The 24,648-nt window shown below is 33.6% G+C and carries 19 protein-coding genes; 14 read left to right on the forward strand and 5 right to left on the reverse strand.

Annotated elements, in window-relative coordinates; all coding sequences use genetic code 11:
- Window positions 1–39: 39 nt before the first annotated feature.
- Entirely contained in the window at window positions 40–1,047 is a 1,008-nt protein-coding gene (locus tag Q4Q16_RS06835) for a topoisomerase DNA-binding C4 zinc finger domain-containing protein (RefSeq protein WP_303346974.1), read from the forward strand.
- Between the two features lie 39 nt (window positions 1,048–1,086).
- On the opposite strand, the gene Q4Q16_RS06840 is transcribed toward Q4Q16_RS06835, so the two are convergent.
- Window positions 1,087–2,277: an HNH endonuclease signature motif containing protein gene (locus Q4Q16_RS06840; protein WP_303346975.1), complete on the reverse strand. Its 1,191-nt coding sequence runs from the start codon at window positions 2,275–2,277 to the stop codon at window positions 1,087–1,089.
- Window positions 2,278–3,327: a DNA cytosine methyltransferase gene (locus tag Q4Q16_RS06845; protein WP_303346976.1), complete on the reverse strand. Its 1,050-nt coding sequence runs from the start codon at window positions 3,325–3,327 to the stop codon at window positions 2,278–2,280.
- A gap of 173 nt (window positions 3,328–3,500) precedes the next feature.
- On the opposite strand from Q4Q16_RS06845, the gene Q4Q16_RS06850 reads away from it, so the two are divergent.
- The 7 genes from Q4Q16_RS06850 to Q4Q16_RS06880 all read left to right on the forward strand — a co-directional run bounded on the left by Q4Q16_RS06850 (window position 3,501) and on the right by Q4Q16_RS06880 (window position 12,762).
- Window positions 3,501–5,036: a DUF3578 domain-containing protein gene (locus Q4Q16_RS06850; protein WP_303346977.1), complete on the forward strand. Its 1,536-nt coding sequence runs from the start codon at window positions 3,501–3,503 to the stop codon at window positions 5,034–5,036.
- Between the two features lie 22 nt (window positions 5,037–5,058).
- The gene (gene mcrC, locus Q4Q16_RS06855; protein WP_303346978.1) at window positions 5,059–6,117 is read left to right on the forward strand and encodes a 5-methylcytosine-specific restriction endonuclease system specificity protein McrC; all 1,059 of its coding nucleotides are present in this window, start codon (window positions 5,059–5,061) and stop codon (window positions 6,115–6,117) included.
- Between the two features lie 318 nt (window positions 6,118–6,435).
- On the forward strand, window positions 6,436–8,400 hold the full coding sequence (locus Q4Q16_RS06860; protein WP_303346979.1) for a phage holin family protein: 1,965 nt from the start codon (window positions 6,436–6,438) through the stop codon (window positions 8,398–8,400).
- A 209-nt stretch (window positions 8,401–8,609) separates the two neighbouring features.
- Entirely contained in the window at window positions 8,610–9,164 is a 555-nt protein-coding gene (locus Q4Q16_RS06865) for a hypothetical protein (RefSeq protein ID WP_303346980.1), read from the forward strand.
- 471 nt (window positions 9,165–9,635) lie between these two features.
- The gene (locus Q4Q16_RS06870; protein WP_303346981.1) at window positions 9,636–10,235 is read left to right on the forward strand and encodes a DUF3800 domain-containing protein; all 600 of its coding nucleotides are present in this window, start codon (window positions 9,636–9,638) and stop codon (window positions 10,233–10,235) included.
- A gap of 486 nt (window positions 10,236–10,721) precedes the next feature.
- Entirely contained in the window at window positions 10,722–11,246 is a 525-nt protein-coding gene (locus Q4Q16_RS06875; protein WP_303346982.1) for a hypothetical protein, read from the forward strand.
- Window positions 11,247–11,391: 145 nt separating this feature from the next.
- Complete coding sequence (locus Q4Q16_RS06880; protein ID WP_303346983.1) at window positions 11,392–12,762, forward strand: hypothetical protein; 1,371 nt, start codon at window positions 11,392–11,394, stop codon at window positions 12,760–12,762.
- Window positions 12,763–13,014: 252 nt separating this feature from the next.
- Here Q4Q16_RS06880 and Q4Q16_RS06885 read toward each other — a convergent pair whose 3' ends face one another.
- Both Q4Q16_RS06885 and Q4Q16_RS06890 read right to left on the reverse strand, forming a co-directional pair.
- On the reverse strand, window positions 13,015–14,445 hold the full coding sequence (locus Q4Q16_RS06885) for an MBL fold metallo-hydrolase (protein WP_303346984.1): 1,431 nt from the start codon (window positions 14,443–14,445) through the stop codon (window positions 13,015–13,017).
- Between the two features lie 504 nt (window positions 14,446–14,949).
- On the reverse strand, window positions 14,950–19,569 hold the full coding sequence (locus Q4Q16_RS06890) for an Ig-like domain repeat protein (RefSeq protein WP_303346985.1): 4,620 nt from the start codon (window positions 19,567–19,569) through the stop codon (window positions 14,950–14,952).
- Window positions 19,570–19,812: 243 nt separating this feature from the next.
- Here Q4Q16_RS06890 and Q4Q16_RS06895 point away from each other — a divergent pair, with 243 nt between their 5' ends.
- From Q4Q16_RS06895 to Q4Q16_RS06915, 5 genes are all read left to right on the forward strand, one after another.
- Complete coding sequence (locus Q4Q16_RS06895; RefSeq protein ID WP_303346986.1) at window positions 19,813–20,130, forward strand: hypothetical protein; 318 nt, start codon at window positions 19,813–19,815, stop codon at window positions 20,128–20,130.
- A gap of 100 nt (window positions 20,131–20,230) precedes the next feature.
- Window positions 20,231–20,359, forward strand: a complete 129-nt coding sequence (locus tag Q4Q16_RS06900) for a hypothetical protein (RefSeq protein ID WP_303346987.1) — start codon at window positions 20,231–20,233, stop codon at window positions 20,357–20,359.
- Between the two features lie 182 nt (window positions 20,360–20,541).
- A complete protein-coding gene (locus Q4Q16_RS06905) occupies window positions 20,542–21,435 on the forward strand; it encodes a phosphatase PAP2 family protein (RefSeq protein WP_303346988.1) in 894 nt (297 codons plus the stop codon).
- 124 nt (window positions 21,436–21,559) lie between these two features.
- Window positions 21,560–22,042 carry a hypothetical protein gene (locus tag Q4Q16_RS06910; RefSeq protein ID WP_303346989.1) on the forward strand — a complete coding sequence of 161 codons (483 nt, stop codon included), beginning with the start codon at window positions 21,560–21,562 and terminating at the stop codon, window positions 22,040–22,042.
- 83 nt (window positions 22,043–22,125) lie between these two features.
- The gene (locus Q4Q16_RS06915) at window positions 22,126–23,016 is read left to right on the forward strand and encodes a radical SAM protein (RefSeq protein ID WP_303346990.1); all 891 of its coding nucleotides are present in this window, start codon (window positions 22,126–22,128) and stop codon (window positions 23,014–23,016) included.
- A 122-nt stretch (window positions 23,017–23,138) separates the two neighbouring features.
- On the opposite strand, the gene Q4Q16_RS06920 is transcribed toward Q4Q16_RS06915, so the two are convergent.
- Window positions 23,139–23,528 carry a helix-turn-helix domain-containing protein gene (locus Q4Q16_RS06920; protein WP_303346991.1) on the reverse strand — a complete coding sequence of 130 codons (390 nt, stop codon included), beginning with the start codon at window positions 23,526–23,528 and terminating at the stop codon, window positions 23,139–23,141.
- Between the two features lie 218 nt (window positions 23,529–23,746).
- On the opposite strand from Q4Q16_RS06920, the gene Q4Q16_RS06925 reads away from it, so the two are divergent.
- On the forward strand, window positions 23,747–24,394 hold the full coding sequence (locus Q4Q16_RS06925; protein WP_303346992.1) for a nitroreductase: 648 nt from the start codon (window positions 23,747–23,749) through the stop codon (window positions 24,392–24,394).
- Window positions 24,395–24,648: the final 254 nt, after the last annotated feature.

Below are 24,648 nucleotides of genomic sequence, written 5' to 3' on the forward strand. Positions count from 1 at the left end.
TTTTTTTAAAAAGAAACTAGATTCAAAGGGGTTAAAAATATGGTTGATTATGGATACTGTCCTAACTGCGGTTCCAAATTACTGAAAAAAGAAGGCAGATTCGGCTCATTTTTAGGTTGTGAAAGATTTCCAAAATGTAAGTTTTCCCTTGATTACAAGCCTGAAAACATAGGATTAGATTTCAGCAGCATTGAAAAATGTCCCAATTGCGGTTCCAAATTACTGAAAAAAGAAGGTCGATTCGGCCCTTTTTTAAGTTGTTCAAATTATCCAAAGTGCAGATTTTCCATGAATTACAAGCCAAAAAAGAAACCGAATACACCTGTTTCACATTATAAAATTACAGTTAATAAAAGACGGCACTCTTTTCAAAATGAAAAATACAAATCTAAGGTAAAACTTACAAAAGAGTTTGTTTTTGCTAATTTAGATATGGTGCTTGAAGATTTTTTAAATACTAAAAATTGGGAGGAAGATGTTTCTTTATGCATGGACATTTTTGATGATTGCATAATGATTGAAGAGGAAGAATATCTGGATTCTGTATTGGGTTATGCTCATCATCGAAGAGATAAACGTTCTTCTATGGAATATGCATGTGATTTAATGCTTGGATGGGTTTTAGAAGATTGTTTAGTTGAGATACTGAATGAACTGGGATATAAAACATCTTTAAATGGAGCAGATAAAAATAGAAAATTCTTATTGAATCCAACAACAGATTCAGACTTGAAAGTTTTGGTTGATGAAAAAGAAGTCCTGATAGAATCGGTGAATGATTTTACAGGATATTGGAAAAAAACCAAATGGGTTCCTTTAAGGGATAATAAATATCTTAAATTAAAAAGAGAAAAAAGTTTATTATTTGGAATAGACTATAAAAATGAATTATTTATTTTGCTTAATAGCTCACAAAGAAAAGCACAATATATTCAATACCACAGGCCGTTCAGCAAACCGGCATATGCTATATTATTAAATAATGATGATTTTCATAATTTAAATGAAGTTAGATCTATTATTGAAAAAACTTTATCAGAATATTGATACTACAAATATTATTTAAAAAAGAAGGTAAGCCCAAATTTAGTAGCTCCTAACTTGATTAAAAACAGTTTTATTAAAGTAAATCTCTTTTAAATCCTCAGGGCTTAAATTAAATTTTTTAAATTCCTCATTATTTTCGAGAATATATAAAAGCAAATCTTCTTTATATTCATTTTTTGAATAATGCATAGCTTTGTGACAATTAGGACATAGTGAAATTACATTTTCTTCACAATCTAACTCCTCTTTAAAACTATCATTTAGTGATACCGGAATTATATGATGTCCTTCTACATAGTTAGGTCTATTAACACTTGGAAATGTTTTATGTTCTTCATTGAAAAAGCAAGAATAATTATTTTTTTCTAAAACATTACTAATAACATTTGGATTTCTTGGTTTACATCTTATCTTATTTTTAACATCTTCATATTGTTTATCACTTATAAAGAACATGTCTTCATATTCCATTTTATCTACAATATCTTCTATAAAATCTTTTACTGATTCATCTAATGTAATGTAACTATTACTGCGGTTACCTATTTCTTTTAGTATATTCATTTCCCGGAGTGATGCTACTACCCATATATACCATTTTTCATAATATCTTTTTGACACTGATTTTAAATCTTTTTTTGATATATTATCCAGATATTCCAAATAATTTTTGTTTTTTAACTTGTGCAAAATAGTTGGCATGTCTTCTTCGGTCCTTATGAAAGGTATGTCTATGAAAAACATTTTTTTATTAATCAAACCTTTGTGCTGAGAATGTTCGGACATTAATTTAAACATTATTCTAAAAGGAAATAAAGATAAATCATTATCTTTTGTAGCATGGTTTGGATATGATGTTTTAAGTAGTTGCAATATGTAAGATTTTAATGCCTCATCATAATCTTTGTTTAACATATTTTTTAGGAAATTTTTTCCATCAATGGATAATGATAGCAAACCATCAATATTCCTTATAAATCCTACAAACTCTAGTGATCTGTAAAAGTGTCCCTTGTTTGAATCATTAGGGTCATGGCCATAATGAAAGTTTAAATAATCAGCTATTTCCTCTTCAAATTTGTCTTTTTCAACAAGAGGATTTTCATCAATATAATTTAACACACCAATGCATCTTTGTGACATTAGATTGTCTTCCCACTCTTCTAAACTTGAATCAAAAAGCCTGCCATTTCCTGGTGCTTGCCACCGATATTGATCTGCCCTAACCATTTAATCAGTCCTCCTAGGCATTGTTTCAATTAATTTAGCTGAAAATTTTGGTGGAAATCCTTCTCCAACTACTTGTCTTACTAAATTATCACTAGCCCAGTCAGGGATATTCCAATCATCAGGCAATCCAGTTAATCTCAATATTTCCAATAGAGATAAAACTCTCGCATCAGAATAAGTTCCGTCTTCCAATTTTCTTCCAGGATGTACATTATTCTGTGAAGATACTGCACCATTGCACATGGTAATGGTTGGAGCTGGCTTATCCCAATCGATTCTTTTATAGGTTGTGTTATAACCTTTAATTCTCCTACCATCTTTTTTAGGATAGTAAACTTCATTATCAAATGCACTTTTACCTGTAGGAGTATGTTTCATCCATAATATGTGATTTTTATTATGTTTTTTAGCATAATGCAATGGAATATCAGATTTTTCTTCACTCTCAAGAGAAGGTAAATCACCAATAACATCCCTTACAGTTGTTTTTGGCATTTTTTCAGGAAATTCCCACTTTTTAATATTTGATATTAGAAAGATAGCTCTTTTTCTAGTTTGTGCAGTTCCATAATCTGCACAATCCAAAACCCCATAATTGATAAAGTAACCAAGAGGCTCTAATTCACGAGTAATGAAATCCAGAATTTTTACTTCTTCATCTTCAACTAATATTGAAAATTTTAACATCTGAGGAACATTTTCAATTATAATATTGCTAGGTCTAACTTTTTTAATAAATTCTATAGTATATATAATTAAGGAATTTCTTGGATCATCTTTGTTCATTTTACCTGCAACACTCATTCCTTGACATGGAGGGGTTGACATTAAAAAATCACAGTTGTTTTCTTCATATAAGTTTATTAATTTATTAAAAATATTTTTATCACTTATATCACCACAGACCATTTCTGAGTCAGGGTATAAATGAGAATAAAAGTCACATCTTTTTTCAATTAATTCATTAGAAACACAAATATTGATGCCTTTTTCTTTTAAGTATGTCTCTCCTATCCCAACATTTGCAAATAAGGAAATTCCGTTTATCATCCAAAAACTCCATTTTTTTAATAATATTTTGTTATTTGTTATATTTATAATTCTTTTTATTATTTATACAATACTTATATTTATATTGGTAAACTATATATAATAAATAGTAAACTTTCATTTTAACATTTTATATTGTTTTATAAGGATTTAATAAAATTATTTCATGATATGTGGGGGATTTTATCATTACAAGCTTAAAAGAAGATTTTAAAAAAGTATTAAATGAATATGAAGCACAAAAGAGACTACCTTTTAGTAAAGATAATGAAATACTTAGATTTGTACATGATTCATTTAGAGATGATCTAGACGAAATGGTTAATGATGACAACTACAAAGTAAAAGGTTCAGTTGGTAAGGGAAACTGGTCTGATTGCCCAACTATTGCTATTATGGACAAGGACATAACACAATCTACTGAAAATGGATACTATTTGGTTTATTTGTTTAAAAAAAATATGAATGGAGTTTATTTATCTTTAAGTTTTGGTTCTAAGCAGTTTGAAAATTCCAAAACAAAAATTGAAGATATTATCGATGAAGTTAGGAAATTAATTAAAGAAGAAAATTTCCCTTTTATCAAGAATACTGATTTTAATTTAGTTATGGATCTTGAAAGTAATGGATATAGGCCAAAATCCTATGAAAAAAGTTGTGTATTATTTAAATATTATGATAAAAATGATTTTCCTGATGAAGATGTATTAAGAAATGATTTAAAAGAATATTTAAACCTATACAAATTCATTAAAAACAATTACAAATTTGAACTTCTAGTAGAAGAAGAGGATGATTCAAAACCTACTGGTACTTTAGAGGACTTTAAGGAGTCTAAATTTGAAAAGTATTCAAATGAAGATTTCTTAAATGAAGTTTTTATAAGCAGTGAAAACTATAAAATTCTAAAAAAACTTCTTGCTAATAAAAAAAATCTTATTTTACAAGGTGCTCCTGGAGTAGGTAAAACATTCGTAGCAAAACGTTTGGCCTATGCAATGATGGGCATAAAAGATGATGAACGAATTGAGATGATACAATTCCATCAAAGTTATTCATATGAAGACTTTATTGAAGGATACCGGCCTATTGAAGAGGGTTATGAACTTCAACCAGGAACTTTTAAAGAGTTCTGTGAAAAAGCTGACAAAGACAAAAATAATGACTATTTCTTCATTATAGATGAAATTAATAGAGGCAATCTTAGTAAGATTTTCGGCGAATTATTTATGCTTATTGAAACTGACAAGAGAGGAGATAATTATAAAATCAAGTTATTATATTCAAAAGAACCATTTTGTATTCCAGAAAATGTTCATATAATTGGTTTAATGAATACAGCAGACCGATCAATTGCTATGATTGATTATGCATTAAGACGCAGATTTGCATTCTTTGACCTTGAACCAGGATTCGATTCAAAAGGATTTAAAGAGTACACAGCTCAAATGAATAATAAAAAATTCAGTGCATTAATAGATTGTATGAAGAACCTTAATATTTCAATAGAAAAGGATGAAAGTCTTGGAAAGGGTTTTAGAATAGGCCATAGCTATTTATGCGATTTAAATAGAGAAAGCATTGATGAGGACTTAGAATACATCATTAATTATGAAATTATTCCACTTCTTAATGAGTACTGGTTTGACGAGCCAGACAAAGTAAATGATTGGAGTGAAAAGCTGAAAAATTGTTTAAATAATTCTTAATTATAAACGGATTGGTGATTTTTTGACTCCACCTGTTAAAAACATCTATTATATGCTGAGTTATTATTTCACTGGCCTTAATTTTAAAGAGTATTCCAAATTATCTGCTGAAGATTTTGATAATATCTACGAACTATTCAGTGAAATTCTTATTCTAGGCTTAAGCAAACAAATTAAACAAGGACTTTTTAAGGACTATATTGATGTTAGTGAAGCCATTAGCACAGTTCATGGCAAAATCAACATCTCAGAATCTATCAAACCCCAAAATATCATCAACAAAAAAATCCAATGTAGCTATGATGAATTTTCCTTTAATTCTTACTTTAATAAAATCATTAAAACCACACTCACTATACTTTTAAAAGCAGATATAACTGATTTAAGAAAACATAAGATAAAAAACATTATTTTTTATTTTAGAGATGTAGATGTAGTTGATATTAATGAAATAAATTGGAAAATAAGATATGATCGAAGTAATCAAACATATAGATTATTAATCGGCATTTGTTATTTAATCATAAATGGCCTTATGCAATCAGAAACTGAAGGTGAACATAAACTAATGAAATTTTTTGATGATGCAAGAATGAGTACATTATATGAAAAATTTATTTTAAATTACTACATAAAAGAACATCCCGAAATTAAAACTCATTCTCCAAAAATAGAATGGCAATTAGATGATGAAGAAGATTACTTGCTGCCTAAAATGCAAACAGACGTGACTTTGGAATATGAAAATAAAATATTAATCATTGATGCTAAGTTTTATTCTAAAATAATAAGTGGCAGGTTTAGTGATACTGTTAGGTCTGCTCATCTTTATCAAATTTTCACTTATGTAAAGAATAAAGAGATAGAATTATCAAATCAAGACCATGAAATAGCAGGTATGTTATTATATGCCGGAACTAAAGAGAAGATACAACCAGATGTTAGTTACAAAATGAGCGGAAATGAAATAAGTGTCAATACACTTGATTTGTATTGTGATAACTTTAAAGATATCAAAAATCAATTAGATAAGATAGTAGAAAATTATTTTGGCATAATATCAGATAAAGATTATTTATAAATATATTTTGTGAGAAAATAAATGAGGGGGCATTGTGACCTTAAAAATCTTAATCTTTTTTACTTTATTTTTTAATTAAATAAAAATAACATAACCTTATTAACTGTTAATTTAAAAATAGCTACAATCAATTTAATAAAATCTGAATTAAAAAATATTATTTTTAATCTAGAGCATATAGCTACTTTTTTATCAAAACTTCTTTTTTTAATCATTTCCTTAATTTTTAAATACTTTACTAAACCAATATATTCTTATATAGTTTGTTTTCAATTGAAAACTTGCAAAAAAAGTAAAATAAAGCCTTGGTGGAGAAACATGGAAATTATCAAGCAAAAGCAAACCCCGAAAAGAAGTTTCAAGAGAAGTTTAATAGTATTTATTGGAAATATCATAGGAATCTACCTGATAAGCTTTTTAGGATTAGGAGTCAAGATCAGCTCATTTGATGACATATTCCTTCTAGTCTTATTCATAGGTTTGGTAAATGCAATCCTATGGCCTGTGCTGACAAGAATAGCAATGCCATTCCTGGTCCTGACTTTCGGATTCGGAACATTGATATTGAACGGAATTCTCCTTGAGATGCTTGCACCATTGTTTTCCATAGAAATCCACGGCCTTGCAACAATCCTTGCCCCGCTAGGAATGGCTGCTGTGACAACCTTGCTTTCCTCATTGATAACAATTGATGATGACAGCTCATATTACCGTTCTGTTTTTAATGATGCCAAAAAGAATAGAAAAGATGAAGTCAAGGATTATCCTGGAGTGATAATCGTTGAAATCGACGGGCTTGCATATGAAGTGCTACGGGAAGCTGTCGAAAGGGGAGAGATGCCAACAGTCAAGGAAATGATTGAGAGCAATGAGTACAATCTTAGAATGTGGGAAACCGACTTGTCTTCACAAACCGGTGCAAGCCAGGCGGGAATCCTTCATGGAAACAATGAAGGCATCGTTGCATTCAGATGGATAGAAAAGGGCAACGGCAATCAGATGATGCAATGTTCCGGAATCACCAAAGTGCCTGAACTGGAAGAGAGGATTTCAAATGGAGATGGATTGCTTGTGGATAATGGAGCAAGCAGATCCAATCTATTCTCAGGCGATACCGACAATGTGATATTTACTTTCAGCAAGATAATGGATTTCAAGAAACTCTACAACAAGGCATGGTACTCAGTATTTTCCAATCCAAGCAATTTCGCACGTATCATCTCCCTGTTTCTCGCAGATATGGCACGCGAGGTCTGGTCTCAAATCACCCATTCCCTAAGGAATGTCACCCCTAGAATAAAACGGGGAATAATCTACATTCCAACAAGAGCCGCCACAAACGTCTTCATGAGGGAAATCAACACTTCAACACTAATCGGAGACATGATGATAGGGGATGTTGATGTTGCATACTCAACATATCTTGGCTATGACGAGATAGCCCACCACTCCGGAGTCAGGGACAGTGATGCATGGATTGCCTTAAGGCAGATGGACAGGCAGATCAAACACCTGATTGATGCCAACAAGTATTCCCCAAGGGACTACCAGTTCGTGATTCAATCAGACCACGGCCAGACAAACGGAGCCACATTTACCCAGAGATATGGAGAAAGCTTTGAAGACTTTGTCAAGTCCCTGCTTCCTGAAGACATGTCTGTCTTTGCAAAAATGAATTCCAATGACGACCATTTTGTAAAGGACTACACCCCATTTGCAAGAAAGGAGAAGAAAATAGCCGAAGAGAATAAGGAAGCACAGGAATTAAGTGACTCTGAAGTCATCGTATTGGCTTCAGGAAACCTTGCAATGATTTACCTGACACAATGGAGCCAGAGACTGACATATGAGGAAATCAACAGCTATTTCCCTGAACTGATACCTGGCATTATAAACAATGAATATGTCGGTTTCATTCTAGTGCGTTCCAGAGAACATGGGGACCTGGCAATTGGAAAGAATGGAACATACTATCTTGACAACGACAAAATTGATGGGGAAAACCCTCTTCTCGGATTTGGAGACAATATCGTCAGACATTTGAAAAGGACAAGCTCATTTGAGCATACTCCTGATATTCTGGTCAACAGCTTTTATGATGAGGAGGCCGATGAGGTATGCGCATTTGAGGAATTGGTTGGAAGCCATGGAGGAGCAGGCGGAGACCAATCCAAGCCATTCATATTATATCCTTCAAGCTGGAATGTCAGTGATGATGATATAATAGGTGCTGAAAGCATTTATAAGCTGTTGAAGGATAATTTGGCTGAATTGAAGAGCTAGTTGGGGGTTTAATTAAAAAATTCATAACAATCATCGGAAAAATTTTTGTCTATAACCCTATAAACTGGAAGTAAATACAAGAGATATTAAAAAAAATTTTTTCTCCATAACCCCTGTAAACTGGAAGTAAATACATGATAAAATAAATGAGATTTTTTAATAAAATTTTTTTATTGATAAAAGAGATATTTACTTGAAAGGCGATTTTCATGACAGATACAATATCACAAGACAAATATTCAAAGGAATTAATCGAATTGGATTTTCCGGAAAAACTACTGGCTAGTCCGGAAAGTGGAAATTTGTTGGAATATTGCAAAAAGCATGACATGAAATATTTAAAAAAGTCTGACGGACTCCTTGTCAATGTAAAGTTCGACAAGCATTTCAAAGTATCCGAATGCATCAAAATGAGAAATAAATTAAGCCGCAAAGGACATTTATATGATAAGGAAGACATCAAACTGCCTTTGGAAAATATTAATCTACTGAGGTCTAAAATCGAAGAAAAAGCATTTATTCTAATATCAAGCCCCTTAGAAGATTTAAATAGGAGTAATGGATTTGAAAACTATCCCTATGACATCTATGTGATTGATCCTGGTTTTCTGGATTATTATGCTTTCATTGAAGAAGGTTCAAGACAAGAAGAGAAGGTCAATTATGCTTTTACAAATGCGGAACAATCACAAATTCAACATGTAAATGAAATGATATATCAAGACACTGGATTGTCTGATGTATTTAAAAAATACATTTTTTAAAAAAAAAATAATTAAAAACCATTCACTATTTTTAAAAAATAATTCACCATACTTTAAAATCCATAAAACACTTAAAAAAAATTTAAACTAATCATTACAAATAGTAAACACCTAATTAAATACACACATCAAACCAAATCGAATCCAAAATTTCTTTTATAGCCCTCGCAAAAAAAAGACCCAACAAAAGTTTAAATTAAAAGGGTATCTGAAAAATATGGCCAATCATTGTTTACTATATAAAACTATACATAATTTTCTCCGATAATTTTGCTTATTTTTTACTATATCAACCTAATTTTACAATTTAATGATAATATTGACTTTAAAATTTAGAAAATCTTTATATAAGATTATATATAGATTATTTTTTAAAAAAAAAGAAAAAATGCAATAAAAAAATATATGCAAATGCAATAAAATAAATACATTTTACAAGGGCATTATAAGAGATTGATATGGTGTGCAATAATGAATTATATATACATTGATGAATCAGGAGATTTAGGGAATGATTCTAATTATTTAATCATGGGAGCCATAATAACAGATGACAAAGACAAGCTAGATAGAATAATAAAAAAAGCCAGAAGAAACTATAAACGGAAATTAGGCAATTCTACTGAAATAAAAGGAACAAAAACCAGACGCAACATTAAGAAAAAAATTCTAAAGGAGTTAAATAAAATAGATTATCAGTTAGTTATAATTGTTTTTGAAAAGAAACACAAATATAAAATTAATTATCATCATAATAACAACTTATTATACAATATAATAGCTTCAAAGCTTGCTCCAAAACTACCTATCACAAACAAGACATCCATAATAATAGATAAATCAAAAAATAAAGAAAAGGATCAGCGAGAGTTCAATGACTTATTTTTAAACAATTTAAATAATCCCAAAAACCATCCGGTAACTATAAAGCACGAAGATTCAAAAAGAGAAAAAGGACTTCAAATAGCTGATCTGTTATCATGGTCAGCATATCAAAGCATTGAACATGAAAATGATGAATTTATAAAATTAATCACAAATAAAACTATAAAAAAAGTATTTGAAGATTGAAGAACCCCAATGCCGAAATAATGTCGCCTCCCGTGGAGACAAAGCTTAGAGGGGCTGAACCTCAATTGAAGTTTTTACCTCCTACATCTTACAATTAAATATTTATACATAGACCATATTTAAACCTTTGCATATGATTTGTTTTAATTTACCATATAAAACTATACATAATTTTCTCCCATAATTTTACTTATTTTAATGATGAAAAAATCTAAAAGAGTTTTGCAGTAACTTAAAAATTATATAAGAAAATACGATTTTCTGGGCAAGCAAATTAATAAAAAGATACATCCAGAGCATAATAACCGTAATATTTCGAATGCTTACTTAAGTGGTTCAAGTTTGAATTCATAAGCATGATTTAAAAACAATTCACTATTTTTAAGTTAAATTATTTAACTAATCATATTTAACAATGTTTAAATATACAATACAATAAAAATAATAATATCTTTTAATCGATTGTATTAAAAGGGAGGAAAACAAATGAATAAAAAGATATTCGCTATAGCTATAATAACAATAATGTTTGGAATGCTAGCTGTAAGTGCCGCAACTCTTGAAGAAGAGGACTTCGGCAATTTCACACTAGAAGTTCCTGCCAATGCAGATTTCACAAAACAAACAGTCATACCTGCTGGAACAGTATTTCACATATCATCAGGAAGCAGCCTTTCAGATTCCATAAACGAAGTTGCCAGCGATCCTAAAAAGACCCACACAATGTGGGAGGATGAAAGCATTGACTTGTGCATAGAATACGTCATATTCTCCGAAGACAACTACACAGACTATGAAGATGCAATGGACAAGCTCTTCAACGGCTCCAGCAAGATAAAAGAAGAGAATGGATTGTATATATACGAGTTGCCTTCAAAAAATGACTATGACTATGCAGTTTGCAAGGTCTCCGAAGGATTCCTGTTTACATCAGGAGATGAGATGGTTATTGTAAGAGGCAATGACCTTGATGAATTAAAGGAGATAGCTGCTACTGCCAAGTTCAAATAAAATACTTTATTTTTTTATTATTTCTTCTTTTTTTGCTTAAAACTTTCCACATAAAAAATTAATTAAGGTTTTATTTTTAATTTATAACGTTAACCTATTTTTATAGATAATTAAGACAAAATTTTCAATAGACGATTTCAGAAGTTTGAATGCTTCCAAGGGACAATCAAAGGATTCCAATAGTCTGAAGAAGGAAACAGACAATTCCATTAACCATTATCATGATGAAAAGCATGTTCTAAGGGCATACGCCTCTCCATCAATATATGATTCAAGTCCTGCAATAAAGATCTTCTTTAAAAACATAAAGGAAGAGATAAAATATAAAAAGGAATCACAATATCTCAGAGACACCCTTTCACTGGTTCAAAACAAGAACAGCCTTGCAGTCTTATTTAAAAGCGATTCAAAAAGGGATGAGAATTCAGTTTACGAGGAGAGCCTCATCAACGACAGGATGGAGCGCATGGATTCATTCCTCTTTGACGAGGGGCATGATGATGAAAGCTTCACAGACATGCTCTCCAGGAAAACAACTTATTCCAGCGGCATCTACAATATTCTCGATTTGGATTCCAGATTCCACAGCCTCGATGATATTGACATTATGGAATACATTATAGATGCAGACAGACAGAACCTCCTCGACGAGCTTGAAAGCCTTTCAAAAAACTACAATCCAATCGATGTGAATTTCAGAATCAAAAGCAGCAGGAACAAGGAGAAGTATCTAGGTCTCATCATAGAAGGCCAGTTCGATGAAAACGGAAGCTTAAAAAATTATATGGGCTTCATAAAGGACAACAGTTCCCGATTCTATTATGAAAAGGAGCTCAAGGACAGCCTTAGAGACATGGATGCATTATTGAATGAAGTGCTGGATATAAATTCCAAGCTGATTGCCATGAGCGATTCCGAGGAACAGCTGCAGGAAAACTCTTACAGCTTCATCATGGATTTGCTTGATTTATTCATTAAAATAATGGACAGCAAATTGGAAAAGGGCTGTTTAAAGAAAGACATACTTCAGGATATCCAACTTATCATCAATGTTCTATTGTTAATACATCGACATATAGGATTCTCAAGGGAAAATAACTTCAATCTCTTGAATATGAGCTTGAAGGATTATATTGAAGAGCTGCTTCCATATCTCTACAGCCACAGCTATCTCAATTTGAAGTACGTGCTCGATCTCGAGGACTTCAAGGTGGATATTGGAACAATGGCATATCTGGGAATTATGATTTATGAATTCCTCTTCAATGTGCTGAGCTATGACATCATGGAGAAGAAGTATACAAATGTTTCAATCACACTGAGAAGAGAGAAGAACAATGGCATTTTAAGGATAAGGAACGAATATGGAGACCTGGACAATCCGAACAGGAAGGACTTGAACATAATCTCATACATAACAGGCTCTTTGGATTTCGAACTAATCAAGGAAGGTTGCGAAGAGGATTACACAATCACATTCCCAATATCAAACGACTTCATCAGCAGCTTGAAATAATTCAATAAATCCTTTATTTGTTAATTCTTCCACTTTTTAATCATCGAGCGTATTTGCAGAACAAATTTCATAAAGTGGCAGATAATTTTAGAGTGTTATGCCAATGCCAATATGAAGTTGGTCAAAAGGAATCAATAGTTGCATAATCCCGATTCACCTTTGCATATTGGTGGGGTTAAGGGGGGTGATATAGTAAAAGAAATTAATGAACTGGCTATATTGATGCACTAAATTAATTTAGAAAGATTCTATTTAGGAGGAGCCATATGTCTTTTTTCCACCATGTCCTCCAAATATTTCCCATTTTCCATGGTTTAGTTCGTTAAATAAACTGTTTCTTTCTTCACGACAGAGATTAGGGTCAAAATCAACTGAGGTCATTAAAATTGGTGCATATTTATTGTATTCTGCCTGTTGAGGTATCATATTTTTCATATTTATGTAAATATCTCCTGTAAATGCAATTTTATGTTTAAAATCTATTAAAACAGATTCTCCTGGAAGGTGCCCTCCTTTCCCTTCATAAAGATTAAAATGCAATTCGCCAAAATCAAAATATCCGGTTTGTTCGATAGGTTTTGATATTATTCGTTCATCTCCAACTACTCGAATTTTTTGAGCATTAACTGGTTTATATGCAGTTAAAATATTGCAAATATTGATGTATGGTTTGTGAAGAGGATTTTCCTGGCGGAAATTGTTTTCATGATTATGCTCCAATCGTAAGGACTGTGCACTTTTTGCACTGGCATAGACAATGTCAAAAAGAGGTAAGAGTCCGCAGTGGTCAACATCGGCATGTGTTATGAATACTTCTTTTTTCATGTTGTCAAACTCGGGGATAATGTCTTTGATGATGGACAGCATTTCCTCTTCATAACATGCATATCCAGTATCTATAAATAAGTATTTGCCGCAGCTTTTTATAATGGCAATGTTGCTTCCGCAAGGTGGTTCGATAAGTGTTATTTTGGTATTTTCGGTTATTTTATGATGTGTTGTTCTTGTGGTGAAATTTTTCCCTTTTGAAGCTGCAATAATTTCTGTAAAACGACTTATGCTGTCAAAAGTATGAAATGGTAAAACCCCTCTTTCATTAAGCATCTGCATCACAAGATTTGTGTTGATTATCAATTCATTTTTTGATTCATCTGTAATGTCTATTGTTGAAGATATCTGATTTACGAAGTTATTGTAAAAAAAGCTGTTGTCATAAATCTTATTGGCGTAATCTGAGTTAATGACTTTAATCTGGCAGGATTCACTTGCCTTTTTAATGAATGTGTCAATGTTAGCATTATCTTCAACAACCAGTCCCATCTTGAAAAACTGATGCTTTTTATCCGTTTGTTGGGAGCTGATATATGTAATATTGAAGTTAAAATCACTTATTAACTCTAAAATTGGAGTAACTGCTCCTGGAATGTCTTCAAGTTTAAATTCAAGCAGCACTACATCACGATAATCTAAATCCTGCTGTATGTATCCTATTGACATTAAATCTTGGGTTGCCTTTTCAAGGCTTTCTTCATCGCCTTCAACATCAATAAATAATAAATGGGAATCCACAGATTTATTGTAGCTCACTCTAGTAATATTTATACCTAAATCAGAGAGACATTTGCTTGCTTTTAAAAAAGCACCGATATGATTTGGCATTTTAGTAATAAATGTCTTATTCATGAAATCACCTATTATGTTAAGAATCATTTTTTAAATTAATTTATAGTAAATCATATTTTACTTTAAAAGTTTTGAAAGAAACGGATATTAATCTATGTAATTTTATTGTATTTTAAAATTTGCAATTTAATGGATTGATTTGTATAATATTCATTAATTATTATTAATTTTTAAACGCTGAGAAGAGAGAAGAACAATGGCATTTTAAGGATAAGGAACGAATATGGAGACCTGGACAATCCAAACAGGAAGGACTTGAACATAATCTCATACATAACAGGCTCTCGGGATTTCGAACTTGTCAAGGAAGGTTGCGAAGAGGATTACACTATCACATTTCCAATATCAAACGACTTCATCAGCAGCTTGAAATAAATTAGAAATAGAAAAAACCATAATCAAATTATTGTAATAAAAAAAGAAACAGAAAAAAACCATAATCTAAATATTGCAATTAAAAAAAAAGAAAAGAAAAGGGATAAAAATCCCAATTAGAGTTTAAATTTATTTTCTTCGTATGAATATGCTATTAGAAACTAAAACAACTAAAGCTATCAACAGCATGACAAATGGATTACCGGTTGCACTGCTCACAGGCAGTTCAGCAGATTTACCATTTGATGGTTCTGATTCATTATTGCCGTTATCATGATCTATTTTTATTGAAAATGTAGTGGAACTGCTGTTATAATACTCATTGCCATGATATATGACTTCTGCTACAGCATCGTCTGAAGGAAGTTCAACATCCTTGAATACTGCAACTCCGTTTACTACCTCTGCATTATAGGACTTGCCTCCAATCTTCAATGTTGCAGTGCCGTTTTTAACTGGCTTGCCATTTTCATCTACAATATTGACAGTGATATCCATCTTTTCACCTTTCTTGCCGGTGACATCATCGGCAGAAGGAGATGTGTTGATCTTATCCACATGCACTTTGATTGTAGAGCCTGATGGGTTGTAAAAGTCATTGCCTTCATATTTGACAATAGCTTCATAATCCCCAGGGTCTGGCAGAACAACATTGAATACGGCCTTGCCCTTTTCAACGGTAGCATTATATGTCTTTCCATTCAATGTCAATGTGACTGTTCCATTTTCAACAGGATTTCCATTCTGGTCCAATACATCCACTGAAATAGATTTTGAGTCGCCAGGTTTTCCTGAAACATCATCTCCCTTAACGGTTGTATTGAGTTTCAATATGGTTACTGTTGACTCGTTTTTAACTGAAGCATAATCATTGGTGTATAATACCTGTGAAGGATATACACCCGGTTCGCCGAGTTTGATATTAGGGAATACCGCCTCTCCGTTGACAACGGAAGCTGAATAAGTCTCATCCGCCGCATTCAACAAGAAATTCATTGAGATGGCAAGAGCAAGCCTGTTTGTGTAAACAATAGTCATGACTGCTTCACCACCATCTACAGGATTTCCGTTTTCATCAAAGACATGAGCATGGAAATCTTTGTATTCACCTGTATAACCAATAACCGGGTCAAGGACAACAGTTATTTTATGTCTTACTATTAAATTGGAAGTATTAGATACGCTATCGTGATTTTCATCGGTAACGGTTGTGAGTTTTACAGTATATTCGCCTGCAGGCAAATCAAGGTCTTTAATGGAACCGCCCACTTCAAGAGCACCCTCAGCAACAACATTATCACTGCCATCAATAATCTGATAAGAAATGCCTGTAGCATTCACGCTTTCAACAGGAATGACAATAGGCTCGCCAAAGATGACATCCACATCCTCGCCCCAAACATATGAAGGAGCAGGATTGACTCTTATTTTAGAGCTGTTGGTACATTCACTTATGTAATCATCGCCAACCTGGGTTGTGAAATTAATGGAATATTTTCCAACATCCAAACCCTTGATGGTGACTTCATAATGATTGTCATCAATCTTGACAAGTTCAAAGTCAACAGCCAATGTTGTGCCGTCTTCATCCATTATGACTATATCCTTGAGTCCTGTTGCGTATTCTGTTTCAACAGCCACAACTACATCGCTGTCATATGTGACCTCCACATCATCCGCATGAGCTGAGGAATTGCCTCTAATTACGAATTCCTGAGCTTCAGACCTGACTTCAGTATAATAGTCATCCAGATAATGGATTGCGGTTACTCGGTATTTGCCTGGCGCCAATACAAGATCGATAATCTCTGCAAATCCATCGATTTTTGTATTGTTTGTCAGGTTTGCAACTAATACAGCACTATCTCCGTCGATTTTTTCAACTTCAAAGTTGATTGGGATGAGGCCTTCATGCTCGTCCTGATAAGGAAGAACACCATTTTCACTGTTCTGGTATCCGTTTACAGTATAAACCAGGGAACTGCCTGTGTTTCCATTGTATCCATGGAAGTCGACATTCTTGAACTTGATTCTTCCTGCATCTTCCTGATTGTTGAAGATTGCATTGTTGATATTGTCATGACCTGTGAAATTGGCATGGAAAGATACCTTGTCCCCATCCACGACCACTTTGTTTGGCAGAGAACTGTCAACACCGTTCATCTCCAATGCGCTGGCATTAGCCAGGTTGGAGAAGAATGAAGAGTCTGAAATATTCAAATATCCACTATCCAGAAATATGGCGCTTCCGGAGAACGCACGGTTCTTTGTGTAATTAGAGTCAGTGATTTCACCATCGCTGTCTTTCCAGTACATGGCTCCTCCGTTTTCAGCAATGTTGCCTTCAAAGAGATCGCCATCGATGACGATTCCTGTGGAATTGAATACATACTCCAAAGTAATGTTTCGTGTCCATGTTTTTGTAGGCCTGTAGTAAACATCCTTGGTTGCGTTTTGTGAAACGAACTGAACTACACTCACAGCACCTCCTTTATAGGCTGTGTTGTTTGTGAAATTGCACTCTTTTATTGTTTCATTTTCACATCCGCAGATGTATATGGCTCCTCCCTGACCATCTTCTGAGCTAAGATAATTCTCATCAAAAGTTGAACCGGTTATTCTATTATTGCCTGTTTTATATGGAATATTGTAGTAATATTCATATCCAGTGCTGGTGTCGACTCTATTACCACTTGGCACAATATATGGGAGCATTGCTACAGCTCCTCCATTGTCTGAAGCATGGTTCTTGGTGAAATTGGAATCTCCAATAAGATTGTATGAACCGATGCAATAGACAGCTCCGCCCTCATCCGCAGAGTTCTCTGTGAAATTGGACTTTGTGATATTTGTGCTGTTGCATGAAAGCAATACCGCTCCTCCGTTTTCGGCAGTATTGGAATCGAATCTGGAGGATATGATCTCAGTTGGAGCATAAACTGCTACAGCTCCTCCTTGTAACTGGGCACTGTTTTCAGTAAAATTGCTGTCTTTAATTGTAGTATTTTCACCAGTATTTGCAACATAAACCGCTCCTCCATAATCTGCTGTATTCTTCTCGAATGAGCAGTTATCAATCAGATTGTCATGAGCGGATCCTGTGTAATAGCTTGATCCTCCGATATATACTGCTCCTCCATAGTTTGATATAGTGGATTGAGCATTTTCCGCCTTGTTTTCTTCAAAGACACAGCCTGCTACGTTATTATCGCTTGATGTGAGATATAACGCACCGCCATACCTGTTGGCAGTATTGTTTATGAAAGTGCAGTTGTCAACAGTATTTGAACCGAGAAGGTATAAGGCACCGCCATCGCCTGCATAATTCTCCTTGAATATGCACTGGCTTATGTTGGTGTTGAATGAACCTGTGTATGAGGAAAGCTGGCAGATAGCACCGCCATAATAAGCGGATCCTCCGGAAGATGAGGCGTTGTTTCCAGTGAAATTGCAATTGAATATGGTTGCATTCACACCTTTTGGAACATCACTAGCACTTGGATTATTAATCAAGATCATGATTGCTCCTCCATAGCCTCCACCGTTCATTCCATTGGTGTTGTTGTCGAATGTGGAATCTCGGATAATGCAGTCGGGAGCTCCAATATATACAGCAGAACCACCATAACCACCGCTTTCACCTTCAATCACACCACCGGTGTTGTTAGTGAACTTGCAGTCTTCAATGACTGTTCCATCTCCAGGCATGTATGAAATACCCTTTCTTGGATAAGTGGAATTTGGAACTGTGGTGTCATATTTGCTTCCGTGCATGATCAAGACAGCTCCTCCCTGGATTGCACTGTTGTCAGTGAAATTACACTGGGTAATATTCACCTTTTTTGCACCGACCAGGATAGCTCCTCCACCTGCTCTCCATTCATATGCTGTACAGTTGACAAATGAGCTGTTGGAGATTGTGATATTTGAATCCTCTTCAGTGGACCAGATATAGATTCCACCTCCTGCCAATGCTCGCAAATTCCTGAATGTACAGTTGTTGACTACTCCATTTGTGAAATTCTGAAGGTAAAGGGCTCCTCCATACTGATAGAATCCTGCAGTAACCATGGTTGTAGGCAATGGAGGATTGAGTGTTGAATTTTCAAAGATACAATTTTCTATCCTTCCATTGTCCCCTATCCAGCTGATATCTGCTCCAAAATAGCCTGTCCAGCTGGTATCAGGAGCAGTTCCAGGATAATATCTCCTTAAAAGCCCGTTTACAAAGGTCAGATTCCTCAATGTCACATCATTTGATGTGACTTTCATGATTTGGACCGCATTCTTACCATCAATGGCATATCCATTACCATCAATGTCGATAGAGTCTTTAATTTCTATAGTCTTGTCATTGGCTGAATAAGCATATGACTTATCCAGCACAAGGGTAGATCCATAATTTGAATCTATGAGTCTCTGCAATTCATCAAAGGAACCAGTCTCATCTTCGCCAAGTTTCTCATCATCTGCTGAAACAGTTAATAGATTATCTTCTGAAACAGCTAAAGAATCATCTCCATCTGAAACAGCTGAAAAATCATCATCTGCTGAAACAGATAAGAGATCATTCTCATTATCACTCGCAAGCTGATTGTCAGAAACCGGCAATTCCGCGGACTGGAAAACATCATGAGAAAATAAATCATTTGAGCTGTTATCCTGCACATTTGCTGCATTGACTGCTGAGAAACTCATCATCAATAGACAAATGACAAGAATAAAACTTATCACATATTTATTTTTCAATTAATTCCTCCTAGAATTGAAATGCGCATATTTAAAAAATATGGATTATTAATTAATAACCAATTATTATTATATTGTTAATATTATATATATGTGAATAATATTGACTTTGACTTGAAAAAAAATAATATTTAATCAAATATAGATGAGGAAAATTTTAGGAATATTAATTTTAGAAATAACAAAATTTTATAAATTTTTTTAAAGGGGTTTGTCAATAAATCTATTTTTTCTTAATTTTTCTTGTTTTTTCTATTTTTAAGTTTATTTGGTTTTGGTTTTTATTTTAGAGTTCTGTGGTTCTTTATAGTCTTTCCGGGAGGGATTATTTCAACCTATGTCTTCCAGGGTATTGGAAAAGGAACACATTCATTGGTCTTTACAATTATTCGTGAAGCGATATGTGCGACATTTTTCTCAATACTTTTTGGAATAGTGTTTGGATGGGGAATAAATGGCGTATGGTTTGGGATATTGGTTGGATATACAATTGGAGGATTAATAGCTATTGTCTATGCAAACAATTACCTTAAAAAACTAATGGTAATGGAGGGCAAGTGAATTTGCAAATGTTTTTATGAAATGACCTTTTGAAAACAAGAAAGATTCGGGAAGAGTAGCATCCGGTCAAGCCTAGGCTGATGAAGGGACAATTGCTAATTTGTCTTGCATTAACGGAATTGATTCTGATTCATGGGCCAATATTATTGGAAATTCAAATCAAATAAGACCTGATTTATTGGGAAAACTTGCTCATGAGCCAATATTATTGGAAATTCAAATCAAATAAGACCTGATTTGTTGGGAAAACTTGTATACTGCTAAATTTGCATTTTCCAACTTCAGGTCATGTTTTCATTTATCGGAGCATTTATCCAAATGGATGGTTTTAAAAAAGAATAAATGCCTGCCTATTGATGATATCTTCTTTTTTCAGTAATATTTTTATAAAAATAAAATAAATTTAATAATATGATTGGAACAGTTTTTTATTTTCCATGGGAGGTTCAACTGATACTATTCCTGCAGAGTTCCCTTCCGAGTTTCGTATTAGGGTTTTTTGAAATTATAGCGAATGTCGTTTCCAAGAATGTTCTTGCATTGTTATTCATTCTAATCTATTTGGCATACAATAAGGATTGGGGTAAATTCACATTGCTCTCCTTGGGTGCGGCCGGCGTGTGCTGCGAGTTTGTCAAGATGACTGTCGCACGCTTAAGGCCATATGCCGTTGTGGATAAGGTCAAGTGTATTTATGCCAATGTGCCCGACCAGAATCCTTTGGACTTTAAGATTCAGGGATATTCATTTCCAAGCGGTCATTCGATGATGGCAACCAACCTGTTTCTAGCCATTCCAATATACATCAGGAATAATCCATATATTGCACTTGGATTGATTGGAGTTTTGATTGTTGCGATTTCAAGGGTAGGATTAGGCGTTCACTTTCCGACAGACACTATTGCAGGTTTCATCATTGCCTTGGTGATAATATTAGCATTGTCCCGCATTTATGATAAGGTTGAATATAGGAAATATCTCTATTTGGGGATTATTGCACTGTCTTTAGTGGGAATCGTGTTCTGTCCTACAATAAGTTATATTAAGTATGTGGCATTGGCTGCAGGTATTTCATCAGGTTTTCTTATCGAGGAGAAATACGTTAACTTTGAAAACCCTAAAAGCAGACGTGATGCGATAGTCAGAGTTTTAGGGGCAATCGTATTGTTCATATTGCTTTTTGTCATGATTCCAAAACTTGCGGGCAAAACCGAATTGGTTGATTGCATCAAGTATTCCCTATTCACATTCATAATACTTGCCGTATATCCTTTAGCCTTTAAAAAGATTGATAGGGATGGATGATTGAATCCATTCAATCAACTTACTTTTTTTCAAGATCATTCTGTTTAATGGGAATGGATTCATCTTTTAAGTCATTTTTTATTAATTTATTTATTTAAACTGGTTCATCATACCTGCGGCGGGAATGCTGTTTGGAAATGACTTGAGAAGATGTGTGGATAAGGATGAATATGAAGCTCTTTTAAAACTAGAAGAAGCGGGAATCTCCTACAATGCAATCATAATGTTTGGAGTTGCAGGAAAAGGAAACTACCATGAAAACGCAGCTGAAACAATCAAGCTCTTAAACAGATTCAAGCCAAGGATGATTTTGACAATGTCAACAGCGGTTCAGGACAATACTCCTTTAAAGGAAATGGTTGAAAATGGAGAATTCGAAATTCCAACTGAACGGGAAATGCTGGATGAGGAATTGATATACCTTGAAAACCTTGAAATGGATGATGACTGCCTCTATTTTGGAGCCCATATCTACAATCTAAGCAGGATTACAATGTATTTCAAATACCAGGACGAAATGATTAAACAGTTGAAAAACAGAGTTGAGGAAATTGACAGAAACAATCCAGGACTGCTGGATTCAGTACTGCCAAGAGGAAATTTATAAATTAAACCAATCATTCCAAAAGGAAAATATAAATACCCAATAGAAAGTTACAATACCCCAAATGAAATTTATGAGGTGATAAGATGCACTACACAGGACCGGTTTACAGACACCCATTAGAGGCAAACACTCCAATCTTAGAGATAACTTACGGATGCTCATGGAACAAATGCGCTTTCTGCAACATGTACAAGGATGTGAAATTCGGAGTCTCACCAAGAGAACATATCGAAGAGGACTTGCAGGAGCTTTCAAGAATATATCCCCACAATCTGCGCAAGATAACAGTAGCAAATGGAGATCCATTTGCCCTTTCCAATAGAAGATTGCTGGAAATCAGCGATTTGATTCGCGAATACTTCCCTAAGATGTCAGTCATTTCATGCCAGGCATCAATCAGAAACATAATGCGCAAGTCACAGGAGGAATTGGATCAATTATACGAAGCAATGTATGATGATATATACATAGGCCTTGAATCAGGATGCGATGATGTTCTTAAATTATTGAACAAGGGATATGGTGAAAAAGAGGCATATGAAACCCTTGAGAAGTTGAAGAATTCTAAAATGAGATATATCTCCCTTTTGATGGGAGGTGCAGGAGGCAGGAAATACCGCAAAGAGCATGTGATGGATACAGCCAGGATATTGAGCGCATATCCTCCAAAAATGATTTCCATCATAACAACAGGAATTGCCTCAGGAACCGAATTGGCGAAGATGCGTGACAGCGGCGAATTCCAACAGCTGACAGAAAGAGAGATAATCGAAGACGAGATGGCATTGATTGAAAACTTGGATGTTCCAGGCAATGTCTATTTCTACGGCCATCACCAGAACAATGTGGCACGCGTAAGCGGACATTTAAAGGAAAAGGAAAAATTAATCAAGGGATTCCAGGACAAGCTTGCATATCTTGAAGCAAACAATCCTGAAATACTGGATATTGGTTTAACCAGGGAATACGTTTAAATATTCCCCAATATCCTTTCAGCAATATATATTTTTTAATACATTTTTTATTTATTTAAATTCATTAAATCAATATTCTTATTTTTTTAGCAATAATTTCTTATTTTTAAAACAAGATTTTTTTATAGCAATATTTCTTCATAGCCTTTTTTTATCTTTTCCTTGAATTCATCATCTCTTAAATCGCCTTCCAATTCGTATAATCCAAAAATCACCATTTCATACAATATTTTATTCATTTTTCTTCCTTTTTCTGTAAGGTAGTATTCAGTGCTTCTTTTTGCATCATCATCAATGATTTTCTTGCAAATAAGCCCCTGATTTTCAAGATATTTCAATGTGTCGGACAAAACGACATTGCTTAAATTAGGCTTGTCTGCTTTGAATTCATTGAAATGCTTCTTTCCTGCAAAAAGGTCCTTCATTATTCCGAAAACCCATTTTCTTGATAGCAGTTCGTTAACGCAGTTTATTGGACATGCGTCTTTTTGATAAATTATGCTTGTCTCCATGTTAAAACCTTAATCATTAAATCAATATTTTTAAAACTGGTTAAATTCTATTAAAAATCTAAACCTGATTAAACTACTTAATTAAAATTATCAAGACCCTTAAAAGTTCAGTCATTGAATGATATATTTGTTTTATTTTTTATTAAATATTGCTAGTAAGTTTTAACTAACTTTTTAATTTAAATTTGATAGATTTAAATATAGTTACAGGTGTTATAATGGAATTTTTAGAAGTAATGAAAAAAAGACACTCTTCAAGAGACTTTAAAAAGGATGAAATACCTGAAGAAACATTGAAAAAAATAGTTGAAATTGCTGCAATGTCTCCATCCTGGGAAAACTCCCAGCCTTGGAACGTCTACATTGCAACCGGTGAAACTCTGGAAACCATTCGTGAAGCATGGATTGCAGAAAACGACAAGAAGATCAAAGGTTCCGCAGACATGAATCCAGGCCACAGAACCAACTTCTCCGAAAGAGGCCAGAAGAACATGGCTGACTTAATGGACTCAATCGAAAAATTCGATGACGACAAGGATTTAGAAAACTTCAACCATGTGCAGCACATCCTCTTCAACTCCCCTGCTATTGTTTACCTTGCACTTCCTAAAGACTATACCGGATATTCCCTTTATGACTTAGGCGGTTTTGGAATGAGCTTGATGCTTGCAGCTACTGAGTTAGGAGTAGATTCCATTCCTGCATATGAATTAATCAAATATCCTTACATCTTAAGAGACAATCTCCCAATTCCAGAAGATGAGGATATTATTATGGGAATTGCAATTGGACACGAATCCGAAGAGCATATTAATGAATATGATTCCCCTAGACTTGATCTGGATGAGATTTTAAAAATAAATTAAGACTTAAATTAGTTTCTAAAATAAATACTCTTTTTTTCTTATTCATTTTTTCTTTTTTTACATAATGATTATTATATGCTTAAATTTTTGACTGCATTTCCAACATACTGTTCTTATTATGCGTTACTAAATTAAATCAATATGCCATACCATTTTTCTTATAATATTGTTTAAATTCTAGTGCTTATAAAACATATGACATTTTATAATATCTAATGAGCTTCCAATTACATAACAAACATATTACAATTTAT

Source organism: Methanobrevibacter sp., assembly GCF_030539875.1.
In the GTDB taxonomy this organism is placed as follows: domain Archaea; phylum Methanobacteriota; class Methanobacteria; order Methanobacteriales; family Methanobacteriaceae; genus Methanocatella.